Source organism: Borrelia nietonii YOR, assembly GCF_023035795.1.
In the GTDB taxonomy this organism is placed as follows: domain Bacteria; phylum Spirochaetota; class Spirochaetia; order Borreliales; family Borreliaceae; genus Borrelia; species Borrelia hermsii.
Genome location: NZ_CP073148.1, coordinates 318489 through 331983, shown reverse-complemented (window position 1 = coordinate 331983; position 13495 = coordinate 318489). Strand labels below are relative to the sequence as shown.

Below are 13495 nucleotides of genomic sequence, written 5' to 3'. Positions count from 1 at the left end.
AATTTTTTGCTGCTATATTACGTTTTATTTTTACTGTATCAATCCCTAACCCTTGCTTTTATGTGACTTTAAAATATTAGCATCCCCACATGTTCTCTCTTCTGGAGGGGTTTCACATGAAATTAGGGAAAAAGCAAACATAGAGAATATTAAAAATAATACTTTATTTTTTTTCATCATAAGTACATCCTTTTGACATAAAATTAGCACGCTACATAAACTGTAGCTTTTATCATACCTTAGATTCTTTAAACGAACAGGCATTAGTATAAATAATATTATACTTTTTAAAAAGTATAGCTTATTTTTCATTTTTATTGAAGTTAGTAAATCTTTTTAAAAAAGGTATAATTAAGCTTATAAGATTTTATAAAGAAGGAAAATTTGATTTTGAAATCATATATTATTATCCTTGTGCTTTTATTCTTGCAAGTGACATTATTCTCTCAAGTGGCGTCTATTAAAGAAATGGAAGGGCAGATTAATGTTGTAAGAAATGCTGTTCCTGTCAAATTAAATTTGGGAGATGAAATTTTTGAATATGATTTTATTGAAGTGGGGGATAATTCTAAGCTTAAAATAGGTTTATATGGAATAAATGGTATTACGTCAGATTTAACTTTGTATTCTAACACGCATAGTCTTGTTTGTTATTCTTCTCTTAAGGATATGCAAGATGCGAAAATATATTTGTTTAAGGGAAGTTTAGAAGTAGCTATTTATGAGGTTGTTCAAGGTTCTTCATTTTCTGTTGATGTAAATAATTATTTTTTTATGACTGCTGCTCCGGCAAAATTTTATGTAAATTGTGAATATTTTAATAATTATTTTGTTAGTGTTTTTGACGGTGTTCTTAAACATTATAACAAGGATGAATATTGGATTTCAGCAGGTACTAGTATTTTACTTTGGGATGATAATTCTTTTTTATATAAAACCAGTGATTCTGTGTCGAAAAATGTAATTCAAAATTTGAGAGAAATGTCCCGTAGAAATTTTATTTCTCTAAATAATAAGCGTTCAACTTACATATTCTCAAAATATGTTGAAGATAGTTTTAAATTTGATTTTGTATATGATTCTCTGGTAAGAGATCCTAAATTTAATACCATATATTCAAAGTGGAGTTTAGAGGATAAAAATTATACCTTAGGAAATAGAGTCGACATGATAAATTATGTCAATTATCTAAGAGGTAGGATAGGTATTCTTTTTAATAATTTTATTTATTTGGCCAATGTGTGTTTTTTTATAGAAAATATTGTTAAGCATTCTTCCGATGTGTTTGATAGATTAAGCTCCCATGGTTTTATTTTAAAATTTTTAGAAGATTATAAAATGAATCGAGCTGCCTTAACAAAGAAGTTTTTTAAAACCATTCATTCTTTCAAAATGTATTTAGTTCGCACAAATGGTGATATTCCTAGTAATTTACGTGTTAATGAATTTTATTTGTTAAAACCTAGAGAGTTTTGATTGTGGTGAATGATTTTATCAAAACAAAAAATTAGAGGTAAAATTTTACTAAAATTGATTAAAAATATAAATGCTTGTCAGATTTTAACGTTACTGTGAGCAATTTTGGGGGAGAGATGTTCAGTTTATTAATTATTAAGTGTTTTATCATGAATTTTAGGTGATTATAATAATGCTTGTTTTAAGTATTTGAATTTTGAAAATTCATCATTAAAGGTTAGTAATTTTAATTTAATTTAGACTATTTCTTGCATTAATTTCTTGTTATATTGACCTAGAACCTATGTTTCTAATCAAATTTAATCAAAACCGTATTAAAATTGGACGTGATAGAGTCTTTTATGATATCTTTTTACAAAGAAACTTTTTTTAAAAAGTTGGTGTGTTGTGAGTTTTAGGTTTTTGATTTTATGCCATTTTGTTCTCATAGTATCAAGATTGATTTCAATTTATGAGAAAAAGGTGTTTTATTGCTGTGTGTAGAGTTCTTTTTTTCAGAATTTTTTGGATTTTTATTTCACTAATTTGTTTATTTTTATTTGTTTATATTAATTTCTTTAAAATTAAAGAAATTAAGCCTTCATCTAATATAAAAATTGCATTGTTTATCCCTGGGGTCATTAGTGGTTCGCCTTCTTATAGCGCAATGTATGACTTTTTGATTGAATTTCAAAAAAATAGAAGTGGTATTGATGTTAAGTTATTTGAAGCTGGATTTAATCGGCATGAATGGATAGAATTACTTGAAAAGTTATTAAATTCTAAAAATTATGATTTTTTGATAACGACAAATAATGTAATGCAAGGAATTATTGATAGGGTTTCCCAAAATTATCCTTATACTAAATTTTTGCTTTTTGATTCTTTAGTTAAGAATACTAATCCCCAAGTGTATTCACTCTCTTATAATGTTGCAGAAGAAGCTTACATATTGGGCTATTACGTGGGTTTATTTTTAAAGGGTTCTAATTTGTCAAATAAGAATGTTGCTTTGATTGCTGGGCAAGAATATCCTGTTATGAATAATTATATTTTTCCTTATTTCAAGAATGGCATTAGAGAGATTTTAGATTCAGAAGTGTTTTTTAGAACTTTAGGAAATTGGCATGATATCAATAGAGTAAAAGTTTTATCTGATTCTTTAATTTTAGATTCAGGGGTTTCTGTAATTCTTCCAATTGTGGGTGCAGCTATTAAAGGAGTTCTCTCATCAGTTCGTGAGCATGGTGTTTTTGCTGTTCTTTTTGATGATGAGGATTATTTGGATAATAAAGATAATGTTATTGGTTCAGGAATTACAAATCAAAGATTTTATTTAGAAAAAGTCTTGGATAAGGCTCTTAAAGGCGAGATTAAATATGGAACTTATAAAGTCCTTGGCTTTAAAGAAAGGGGGGTTTCATTTAATTTGTTAAATAAGTTTTATGTAGAGAAGACTGATTCAAAGCTTAAAGAAAAGCTAGAGGCGAAGATGAGAGAGATAAATGATACTGGGATCGAAATAGATTTAGAATGATTTATGGTAGAGTTTAAAAACATAGTAAAATCTTTTCCAGATGTTGAGAGACCTATTCTAGATAGTGTCAATTTAAGAATTGAAGAAGCTAAGATTTTGACTGTTATTGGCAGGAATGGAGAAGGTAAGAGTACTTTATCAAAAATAATAGCTGGATTTATTCATTTTGATAGTGGTGATGTATTTGTAAAGAATAATAAGCAGAAAAACTGGAATGTGGATGTGGCAAAGAGCAATGGTGTTTATATTGTGTCGCAGATTCCAAAACTTAATATGAACTTAAAGGTTTGGGAATATCTTAGTATTTATTGGTTTGATTCTCAATTTTTTACGCCAATGAATAAATCTAAGACCTATGGGTATTATAAATGGCTTAGGCAATTTTATAATATTGATTTTGAACTAGAGGCCAGAATACAAGATTTGAATATTAAAGAAATATATTTTTTGCTTATTATTTCTTCCCTTAAAAGAAATGCAAAGATCATTATTTTTGATGAGAGTGTTGCTTATTTTTCTCAAAAAGAGGCCCAAGAGTTTATTAAATTGCTTCAAGCCCTTAAAATAGCAGGCATTACCTCTCTTTTTATTACACATAGAGAGATTGGGGATGCCATAAAGTTTAGTGATGAATTTATTATTTTAAAAGATGGAAAGTGCTTTAGAACAACAAATAAAGAAGTAATACTTAGCAAGCTTGAAATCCCTGCTGATAAGTTTATTGCTACAAATATTAGGCGTGGTGCGCCAAATGAAGATTTGATAAAATTTAATTTATTTTTTGAAGATTTTTGGAAATATGATATTAGTTTTTCTTTGAAAAAGAGAGGGGTTTTAGGAATTATTGCAGAAGAAGCAGCAATAAAAACATGGGAAAAATTATTCTTAGGTGAGATTCCATTTGTAGGGTGCATAAAAATGAATGGGCATAGATATGAACATATTAATTTTTATGAGCTGAAGGCCGGATTTTTACCTTTAGGAATTGGCAATTTGTTTTCTGATAATACGACTATATTAGATAGCTTTTTAGCCAAGATAATGAGTTTTGAAAATGAAGTTTTGATTAAGCAATCTACTATTAATAAGCTTAAAAAATTTTTCAAAAATGATATGGAATATTGTGATAGTAAGATATTAAAGATTTTTTATTCTAAATCTTTGGCATTCTCTGGAGGAACTTTAAAAAAACTTGCTCTTTTTAGAGAAAAATATATTACAAAGAGCTTTTTAATTTGTTTTTCACCTCTTAGTAATCTAGACTATAGAGCATATAGTGAGATATCTAATTTTATTCGTCATTTTTCTAATGAAAAGCCTGTATTATTAATTACTCCTAATTTAGATGAACTACTTCTTTTATCTGATGATATTTTAGCAATAAAGGCCGGTGAGGTTGTATTGAGATTAAAAAGGGAATATATCAACAAAGCAATTTTAAAGGAAATGTTGTTTATATGAGGGAACTTAAAAGGGAATATATTTTGTTAATGTTTTCACTTAGTGTGTTGGGTATTAGCTATTTTTTTGATGGGTTTTTTAGTTTTTCTTATATGAAAGTGATATTGTGGAACTTTATCTTGCTCTTATTAATTGCTACAGGAATTTCAACTTGTGCTAAGAGTAACAGTTTGACTCTTGGTGATGAAGGGCAAGTTTATTTTGGAGCATTTTTATCATATGTATTTTGTGAATTTTGTGGGCTTACATACTTTAATTTTGTATTAATAATGATTTTAAGCTCATTTTTAGTTGGCATAATAGGAATTATACCTTTTTTATTAACATTTTTTTGTGGAGTAAATGGAATGCTTACAGGTCTTTTGATGTCTTATGGAAATCAGAGATTAGTTGATGGCTTTATATCAAAGCTTTTAGGTTCAAATGGACTTTTAAATCAGACAAAGAGTATTGATAAGATATTTGCTCTTGATACCGCTTTTCCATATTTATTTTTATTTAGTATTTTGGTTTGGGGATGTTATGTATTTATTCATAAGAGAACTATTTTAGGATTAAAACTTGAAATATTGAGTGATAGAAAGCTGCTAAGCAAATTTTTTAGTATTAATGAATTTAAGTATAAGTTTTTTACAGTATTTACTAGTGCTTTTTTAAATGGTCTTGTGGGTTCAATATTTTTAATCTTTTTTAAGAATTATTTATTTCTAGGCTTAACTTCTGGACTTGGTTGGAATGGATTTATTATTGCTGTAGTTTCAGGATTTAATTATGTGTATGTATTGTGTTTTAGTTTGTTTTTTGCAATGCTGAATGAATTTAATAATTATCTTAAAATAAATTATTCATTTAAATTTGAATTTATTGGTTTATATCAAGCTCTTTCGATTTTTATCTCATTGTTTTTAATTAATTCAGGTAGAAAATAAATGTTTGCTATTTTTTTGCATTCTATAATATTTGCATATTTGGCACTTGGAGTTCTTTATACCGAAAGAGTAGGACTTTTAAATATATCTATTGAAGGAATTTCTTTTTTAGCTGTTTTTTTAACATCCCTTTTTATTTATTTGGGGTATGGGATATTTGCTGCAGTTGTTATGACGATTTTTATTAGTTTGATCTTTGGGGTTTTTTTATCTTTTCTTGTAAGAAATGGCTATAATATTTTTATAACAGGTATAGGAATTAACATATTGTGTTATTTTTTAGTTAGGCTTTTGATGAAAGCTAATTTCAATTTTATTCCAGGATTTAGTTTAAATATTTCCAATAATTTTGCTGTTACTTTTTTTATTATATTTTTTTTCGTTTTCTTATGTTTTAGTATTTATGTAATAAATTATTCAAGAGTTAGAGTAGTTTTTGAGTTTATTCGTTCGAGTGATTATGAGAATATCTTAGGTGAGCAAACTAGTAATTACTTTAGATCTTTTGCTATTTTTATGTCCGTAATATCTGCAAGTATTTCAGGTTCATTTCTTGCTATAAATTTTAATGTTTATTCTTATGATTTAGGATTAAATAATGGTTGGCTTGCTATTTGTATGCTATATATTGCATTTGCGAATCCTTGGCTTATTTTTCCAAGTGCATTCTTGATGATATTTATTGAATACAAGTTTTTTAATTTTCAAGATTATGTTAATTCTTATTTTGCTCTTTCATTGTCCTTTTATATGGCTATATTAATTAATATATTTGTTGCACTTTTTAGAAAAACTAAGTTATTTTAGCAATGCCATTCATTGAATTTTTAATCTTTTTTAAGGTCTTAATTTGTAATTCTAAGTCTTTGATCTTAATTTTATTAAATTCATAAAAAGGAATTTGTTTGATGATAGCTAAATTGTTTAGAAAAATTGTGAATATGGTGTCATCATATGTTTCTATTTGAAAAATAGTAGTAATTATGAGATTAAACATTAAATCTTCATCTTGTATGAAGTGGTAAAATCCTTTTTTTAAAATAGTGTCAATTAATATGTATATGTTAGTATTTAGTAATTCTTTATTATCTTGAATAAATTGAATTATATAGTCCATTGAGTTGCTTGACTCTCCAATGAGAAAATATGCCCATGAAATATCAAGGTAATTTTTTGTATCTTTAAAATCAATTATTTGTAGATAAATTTTTGTTTGTTCTATTGCTTGCAACCAGTTGTTCATTAAGTATTCTAATTCTGCAATCAGCAAATATGCATCAACTTGTTTTGGATCTTTATTTATAATTTGCATTAATAATGATTTAGATTGATTATATTTTTTAAGCTCTTTGAGTAATATTGATTTTGTATAAAGTTCATCTATTTTATTGTTATTTATATCTTCTGTAGGAATTGTTGCATAAATATGAGTGGTGATGTTTATCCAAATTAGCATTATTGCATATTTTTTCATAGATTATCCTTTTTTATTTTCTTTACAATATCCATTATCATATCTTTATATTTGTTGATCAATGTGTATGAGTTTAACTCTTCTATAAATTTATTAAGGTACGATATTGCAAGAGTTGAGGAAGCTTTGATGGCACTTGATGAGTTAATCATATTGCTAAATTTTAATATTTCTTCTCTTGATTCATCTATAGGTTTATTTTTAATTTTGCTTAGGTCTTGAATGATTTGTTCATCAAATTGTTTTTCTTTTAAAAAGTATATTATGGGTAAGCTTTTTTTCCCTTCAATTAAATCATCTCCAAATTCTTTGCCATTAATCCCATCTTTAATATTTTTAATATCGTCTATTATTTGGAAACAGGTTCCAAGCTTCATGAATGTGTTATAAAGATTTTTTGCTTTATTTTCATTGTTTGTAAGTATTCCAGCTAAAAATCCAGCCATTCCAAAAAGTGAGCTTGTCTTAAGTTCAACTAAAGATATATATTCTTCGACGTTTGGAATGTATGTTCCATTATGAAATGCGATGTCAATTCCTTGTCCTAGGTGAAGATTTGAGAGAGTTGTGAAGAAATTTTCATAAATTAATAGTTGTTGACTTGTTTTTAAATTTGCAGTTTGTATTAATTTTGCAGGCAGAAAGTAAATTAAATTTGCTGTATTAATACTATTATCTAGTCCGTAAATTAAGTGAATAGCAGGTTTGCCTCTTCTTTTAATGGCACCATCTTCTATATCATCAATAATTAGACTTCCAGAATGAGGTAATTCAAGTAACATGCTTAATTTGTATAGATTTTTGGTATTGCTATTGTTATATCCTAATGCGTGTGCTAGTAAAATCATTAGCATTGGTCTTATTCTTTTTCCCCCTCTATTTATTATTTCAATAGCTGGAGCTTTAATTGTCTTTATTGTACTTTCTTGTGTATTAAGTTTGAGATTTAAATCTTTGTCTTTAAATAAATTGAGAAAGTGATCTTTTGAGAATATATAATTAATATTTTTTTCGATCTTATCCAAAAATGATTTATTTTGCATAATAATAATTATAATAAAAAGTATAATGATTAAGTGTATTGAAGAGAATCAATATGTACAATGTTGTTGACGAGTATTCACGAAGAGCTAAAAAAGAAGGGTATCTTGCTAGATCTGTTTATAAGTTAATCGAGATTGATCAGAGGTTTGCTTTGTTTTCTTCTGGCAATATATTGGATATTGGAGCATCTCCTGGCAGTTTTTCTCAATATGCTTATGGCAAGCTTAAAAATGGAGTGCTTGTTGCAGTTGATTTTAATGATATAAAGCTTAATTTTACTAATAATTTTTATTTTATCAAGGGCGATATATATATTGACGAGGTTTCTCAAAAGATCAAAACTTTTGCACCTTATAGTTTAATTATAAGTGATGTGGCGCCTAAGACCACTGGTAATAGATTGGTTGATACAAGCAATTCTTTTAATTTGAATATGAGAATAGTTGAATTGGCGTCCCAGGTCTTGATAAGAGGTGGAAATTTATTACTTAAGGTTTTTCAAGGAGGCGAGGAAGAACAGCTTTTTTATAAGCTTAAGAGTTGTTTTAAGCTTGTTAAAAAAATAAGGCCTAAAGCTGTTCGGAAGAATTCTTTTGAAGTTTATTTTTTATCTAAAGATTTTATTAAATTGGATACAAATATTTAAGCTACTTTAAGGGTGTTGGGATATGTTTATAAAGGAAAAAGTTATAGAAAAAAAGTCTTCTTTGCAAGTTGCATGTTTTAAGATAGGCAAGGAAAGTTATGGGGTTGCAATAGAGCACATTAGAGAAGTAATTAAAGTGCCTTTTGAAGGTATATATGCAATACCCAATGTTCCTAATTATATTACAGGTATTTATAATCTTAGAGGAAATGTTATTCCTTTAATAAATTTAAATATTAGATTTAAAATTCCTTCTGTTTATGCAACGGAAGAAGATAAGCTTTTGACAGGTTATTTAATAGTTAATATTAAAGATAAGCTTTTAGGAATATTTGTAGATAAAGTTCTAAAAGTCATTAGCTTTGATGTATCGAGGGTGCAGGAACCTCCTGCGACCCTGCAAACTTTAGATAGAAAATACATATCTGGTGTTATTAGAATTGAGAAAGAGGAAAATTTTGAGAGTGAATATTTAATTTTAATTGATATTGAACGGATATTTGATAAGAGTGAATTTGAAAGGATTCCATATAAGGAGAGTAATGAAGAGTAAAGTTTTAATTTACGTAAATTATTCAAATTTAGATGCTGAAGTGCTTGCTTGTGAAATACAAAAATATCTAGAACATAAATATGGTGTTTTAAGCTTGTTTGCAGGGATTAATAAATCTTCAGAGGTATTAACTGAGGATGATTTGATTTTTGCAATAACTTTGGGTGGAGATGGGACAGTTTTATTGGCTAGTAGTTTGCTTTTGAAAAATGATATTGATATTCCAATTATTTCGATAAATTTGGGCAAGGTAGGATTTTTAGCAGATATAAAACCCAAAGATTTTAAAGAAGTAATAGATAAATTTTTCAATAATTCTTTATTTATTCATAAAAAATATTTGCTTAGTATTAGTGCTTATGAGAATGGAAATAATATGTTTACCAAATATGCTTTAAATGATGTAATTATTCGTTCTAGTGTTCTTAATAAATTGATTTATGTAAATCTTAAGGTTAATTCAGAAGATTTCCTTTCATATAGGAGTGATGGAATAATATTTGCAACCCCAACAGGTTCAACCGGATATTCTTTCTCAGCAGGTGGCTCTATTTTAGAATCAGATCTTAGGGCTTTTATCTTAACCCCTATTTCTCCACATTCTGTTTATAATCGTTCTTTTGTTTTTTCAAGCGGGAGTAAGTTGTTACTTTCATTTCAGAAAGGATATGCGTTAAACTCAGCATCAATTTTCGTTGATGGTGTTAATATTGGTACATTCGGGGTTGATATTGTTTTTGAGTTGGGACTTGATAATAAAAGTTTACGTTTTGCATCATTTTGTACAGATACTTTTGTTAGAAGGCTTAAAAATAAGTTATTATAAGGTATGGCGTTTTATAATAACTTATTTTTATTTTATATGTTAGTTGAACTTTTTATAAAAAATTTCGTTTTAATTAAAGAGCTGTCCATTAAGTTAAGTACCGGACTGGTAGCACTTACTGGTGAATCTGGAAGTGGAAAAAGCCTATTGTTGTCATCAATTTATTATTTATTTGGTGGAAAGATTAGAAATGATATAATTGTTGATGGAGAGCAGGAGTGTGTTTTACTTGCTAAATTTAGGGTAAATGATGATGTTAGGGATTATTTGTTTTCTAAAGGTATATTGGCTTTAGGTTTTATTGTTATAAAGAGAGTACTTATATTTAAGTCTTCAGGCACGATTTTGAGTAATTATTACATTAATAATGAACCAATATCTAGTGCCGTATTAAAGTCAATTTTTGATATGTTGATTGAGGTGCATTCTCAAAATCAACAGTATTTAATTTTGAAAAACCACTCAAATAATCTGAAAATTTTAGATAATTATTCTAATTTAAATGCTCAATTGGAAGAATATAAATTAGCTTATGAAGCATACATTAAATACTTAAAGATTTTTGATGATTTTGTTTCAAAAGAAAAATTTCATAAAGATAGTAGGGATGAGTGTGAAAAAATAATTGATGATATAGATTTTCTTAGTCCTAAGGTAGGTGAGGAAGAAATTTTAAAAATTAAGTTAGATGAACTTAAGTATCATGAATCTTTATGCAATGCATTCTTAAGTTTAAAAAATGTTTTAAGTTTGAATGATAGTGTTTCTGTTTTAAGTGAGATAAAAAAGGTGATTTGTGAAGCTGAGTATCTCTCAAGAATGAATAATAGTTATTTTGAACTTGAAAATCGTCTTAAAAATTCTTACTATGAACTTAAGGATATTGGCCAAGCTTATAGTAGGTATTTTTTTGACCAGACTTATGATGAGAAGGAAATTGAATCAGCAGAAAGCCGGTTGTACGATCTCTCTCGTCTTAAGAAAAGATATGGACCAAGCCTTGAGGATGTCATAGCATTGAGGAAGAGGTGTGATGAGATTATTAATTCGCCACTTAATTTTGAGACTGAAAGATTTGCTAGAGAGCAAAGGTTAAAAGGTTTGTTTGAGAGGGAAAAAAAATTGATATCTGATATCTCAGGTATTAGACAAACTGCTGCGTTGAGTTTTGCATCTGAAGTAACTAAGATTTTGCATAAGCGTAATATGGGTGATGCAGAGTTTTTAGTGTCAATCTCTGAAGCGGAAATTAAATCAACAGGTATAGATGAAGTAGAATTTTTAATCTCTAGTAGTATTGCTTTGAAAGCTCAACCAATTTATAAAATTGCGTCAGGGGGTGAGCTTTCAAGAATAATGTTAGCTATTAAGAGTGTTCAGAATGTAGGTGAGAATAAGCTTATTATATTTGATGAGATTAATTCTGGAATAGGGGCGAGTCTGGAGTGGGTTTGGGCAAGTATTTAAAGAGTTTGTCAGAGAATATGCAGATAATTGTTGTTACTCATCTTGCTAATATTGCAAGTCTTTCAGATTGTCATATCTTAGTAAAGAAGGAATGTATTAAAGGTAAGACTTTTGTTCAGGCTTCTTTATTGTTGGATAATGACCGTGCTTTAGAAATTGTCCGAATGCTTAGTGAGAGCATTAATGATATTAGTTTTAAACATGCAGAAGAGCTTTTGAAAAAGTAATACTTGATTATAAGTGGGTATTTATGGATTTAGTGCATAATGAAAATTATCAAAAAATTTTGTTTATTGATAATCTTGTTTTGCAAACTTTAAACGACATAAAAAATATAAAGGAGTCTGGTAAACTTGCACGGGATTCAGGTGTAACAGTTAACTTTATTGATTTAAATTTAAATGTTCTAAGTTATATTGCGTCATTAAATTATTTTTATACAAGGCCTAGATTAAAGGTTAACTATGATTTTCGAACAAATCTTTTTAATTTTATTTCTAGCTTTTCATTGTTTGTAAGTCCTGTTTTACTTATTTCTGTTAGCGAACTTATGGCTGCCAAATCTGTGATTAATTTAAACCCTGAAGAGAGATTTTTGATTATTAAGAAGTTGGGATATCTTATTGATTTGGGAATGTATTTTAGCAAAGGTGATTCTAAATCAATTCATTTTTTAGAAGATATATATCTTAAATTTATTATTTTGGCTAAAAATTTCATTGATTTTAAGAATCTTTCAAAAAATTTAGTTATTGAGAGTCCTTTTTATAAGGTTCAATTAGCTCATCTTATTAAATCTTTAGAACTTTTAGAAGAAGGGGCATTTTTATTAAGAGCGAGATATGAAGTAAATGGAGCTTACGGACTCTCGGAGCAGATTTTAAATTACATTCAGGCCGGAAAAATTTTAGCTACTGTTACTTCTCAAAAGGAAATAGCTGAGAAGTTTGCAAAATTTCATGAAGTTTGGTCTGTTAAATTTCAGGCAGATTTAGGCAAGAATAAGTGAATTTGGGGAGGACGTTAATAAGTGTGAATTTTTATAAAGAAAATTTAACTAAATTTGGAAAAATCAAATTTTTTTTGTTAGTAGTTTTTTTATTGATGTTCATAGTTTTAGTCGATTCTCTTTTGAAGTCAACGATTGATATTTCGACCTTTTATAAGTTTAATCACTTCAAGAAGTCTGATAGCTTAGTTGATATTGTTCCCAGAAATAATGTTTTTATTAAAGATCAAATTTTAAATCTAGATAATAATAAATATTATTATCATGTTATAAGTGATCGTTTGGTAAGTTTTTCAGACTATTATTATGTGCTTAGCAGGTTTAAAAATAATTATTCTGTGTTTTCTAAAGAGACAAATAAATTTTTGTTTTCTTTGGCATATAAAGATTTTGTTTTTGCAAAAAATAATGTTATTTTTGCTTTAAATAATTTATATAAGACTTTAGAAGTTTATGGAGCAGATGGAAGCAATATTTTATCTCTCAAGTTTATAGCCTCAATATTAGGTATTGATTATAATGATGATGTTTTGGCTTTAGGCCTTTCTGATGGCAAAACTTATGTTTATAAGCGTGGGAAGATGGTTTATAGCGGTGATTTGTTGGGTATTGGCTTTCCAGTTATATGTGTTAAGTTAAGCTTAGATAATAAATATTTATGTATTTTAAGAGATGATGAGGAATCTTCTCTGGAGGTGGTTAACTTAGAGGATGGATATAATCGGGTTTTATATTTGAAGGATTTAAAGCTTAAAGATTTTAATCCTTTTTTTAAGATCGATAGGTTTTATAATGTGTTTATTGAAACTGTAGATTCATTTTTAATATTTAATATTGAAAGTGGTAAAATTTTTAGAGTTTATAATAAAAATTCTGTTTTAAAAGCCTCGTATGATTCTTTTTCTAGAGTATATAGGATATATTTTTATGATTTGAGTGGTGGTATTATCAATATAAGGACTTATTCTGTAGATTTTTATAAGTTATTTGATAATATCTTTTTTAAAGATAAGATAAATTCATATGTTGAATTTGATGAAGGAATTTTATATTTTAATAATGATAGTGATTTAAAGTATTTGGGGCTGTAGTTA

General features: G+C 27.5%; 15 protein-coding genes. 12 read left to right on the top strand and 3 right to left on the bottom strand.

The window, feature by feature from the left end; all coding sequences use genetic code 11:
* Nucleotides 1-45: 45 nt before the first annotated feature.
* Nucleotides 46-177 (bottom strand): hypothetical protein, encoded by a 132-nt coding sequence (locus bhYOR_RS08130; protein ID WP_281506139.1) that lies wholly within the window; start codon nucleotides 175-177, stop codon nucleotides 46-48.
* Nucleotides 178-468: 291 nt separating this feature from the next.
* On the opposite strand from bhYOR_RS08130, the gene bhYOR_RS01595 reads away from it, so the two are divergent.
* The 5 genes from bhYOR_RS01595 (at nucleotide 469) to bhYOR_RS01575 (ending at nucleotide 6189) form a co-directional block, all read left to right on the top strand.
* Complete coding sequence (locus tag bhYOR_RS01595) at nucleotides 469-1476, top strand: hypothetical protein (protein WP_051473517.1); 1008 nt, start codon at nucleotides 469-471, stop codon at nucleotides 1474-1476.
* Nucleotides 1477-1927: 451 nt separating this feature from the next.
* Nucleotides 1928-2992 (top strand): BMP family ABC transporter substrate-binding protein, encoded by a 1065-nt coding sequence (locus tag bhYOR_RS01590; RefSeq protein ID WP_456237572.1) that lies wholly within the window; start codon nucleotides 1928-1930, stop codon nucleotides 2990-2992.
* Between the two features lie 3 nt (nucleotides 2993-2995).
* Nucleotides 2996-4453, top strand: a complete 1458-nt coding sequence (locus tag bhYOR_RS01585) for an ATP-binding cassette domain-containing protein (RefSeq protein WP_025434012.1) — start codon at nucleotides 2996-2998, stop codon at nucleotides 4451-4453.
* Entirely contained in the window at nucleotides 4450-5382 is a 933-nt protein-coding gene (locus tag bhYOR_RS01580) for an ABC transporter permease (protein WP_025399656.1), read from the top strand. Before bhYOR_RS01585 ends, bhYOR_RS01580 begins: the two co-directional genes overlap by 4 nt.
* Nucleotides 5383-6189 carry a membrane protein gene (locus bhYOR_RS01575; RefSeq protein ID WP_025399655.1) on the top strand — a complete coding sequence of 269 codons (807 nt, stop codon included), beginning with the start codon at nucleotides 5383-5385 and terminating at the stop codon, nucleotides 6187-6189. It abuts the gene before it with no gap.
* Here the strand turns inward: bhYOR_RS01575 and bhYOR_RS01570 are convergent.
* Together bhYOR_RS01570 and bhYOR_RS01565 are read right to left on the bottom strand one after the other, a co-directional pair.
* Complete coding sequence (locus tag bhYOR_RS01570) at nucleotides 6176-6856, bottom strand: tetratricopeptide repeat protein (RefSeq protein WP_025399654.1); 681 nt, start codon at nucleotides 6854-6856, stop codon at nucleotides 6176-6178. The two genes, bhYOR_RS01575 and bhYOR_RS01570, sit on opposite strands and share 14 nt — an antisense overlap.
* Nucleotides 6853-7899, bottom strand: a complete 1047-nt coding sequence (locus bhYOR_RS01565) for a polyprenyl synthetase family protein (protein ID WP_025399653.1) — start codon at nucleotides 7897-7899, stop codon at nucleotides 6853-6855. The genes bhYOR_RS01570 and bhYOR_RS01565 overlap by 4 nt, the downstream gene beginning before the upstream one ends.
* Nucleotides 7900-7952: 53 nt before the next feature.
* Here bhYOR_RS01565 and bhYOR_RS01560 point away from each other — a divergent pair, with 53 nt between their 5' ends.
* From bhYOR_RS01560 to bhYOR_RS01530, 7 genes are read left to right on the top strand one after another with little or no spacing between them, the layout of a single operon-like run.
* Nucleotides 7953-8546 carry an SAM-dependent methyltransferase gene (locus tag bhYOR_RS01560; RefSeq protein ID WP_025399652.1) on the top strand — a complete coding sequence of 198 codons (594 nt, stop codon included), beginning with the start codon at nucleotides 7953-7955 and terminating at the stop codon, nucleotides 8544-8546.
* Nucleotides 8547-8568: 22 nt separating this feature from the next.
* Entirely contained in the window at nucleotides 8569-9099 is a 531-nt protein-coding gene (locus bhYOR_RS01555) for a chemotaxis protein CheW (protein WP_025399651.1), read from the top strand.
* Nucleotides 9089-9925: an NAD(+)/NADH kinase gene (locus bhYOR_RS01550; RefSeq protein ID WP_025399650.1), complete on the top strand. Its 837-nt coding sequence runs from the start codon at nucleotides 9089-9091 to the stop codon at nucleotides 9923-9925. The genes bhYOR_RS01555 and bhYOR_RS01550 overlap by 11 nt, the downstream gene beginning before the upstream one ends.
* A 3-nt stretch (nucleotides 9926-9928) precedes the next feature.
* Nucleotides 9929-11392, top strand: a complete 1464-nt coding sequence (locus tag bhYOR_RS01545; protein ID WP_241763796.1) for a DNA repair protein RecN — start codon at nucleotides 9929-9931, stop codon at nucleotides 11390-11392.
* Nucleotides 11377-11619 (top strand): hypothetical protein, encoded by a 243-nt coding sequence (locus tag bhYOR_RS01540; protein WP_241763795.1) that lies wholly within the window; start codon nucleotides 11377-11379, stop codon nucleotides 11617-11619. Before bhYOR_RS01545 ends, bhYOR_RS01540 begins: the two co-directional genes overlap by 16 nt.
* Before the next feature lie 23 nt (nucleotides 11620-11642).
* A complete protein-coding gene (locus bhYOR_RS01535) occupies nucleotides 11643-12401 on the top strand; it encodes a hypothetical protein (protein WP_025434011.1) in 759 nt (252 codons plus the stop codon).
* Between the two features lie 17 nt (nucleotides 12402-12418).
* Nucleotides 12419-13492 (top strand): hypothetical protein, encoded by a 1074-nt coding sequence (locus tag bhYOR_RS01530; RefSeq protein WP_025434010.1) that lies wholly within the window; start codon nucleotides 12419-12421, stop codon nucleotides 13490-13492.
* The last annotated feature ends 3 nt before the right edge of the window (nucleotides 13493-13495 follow it).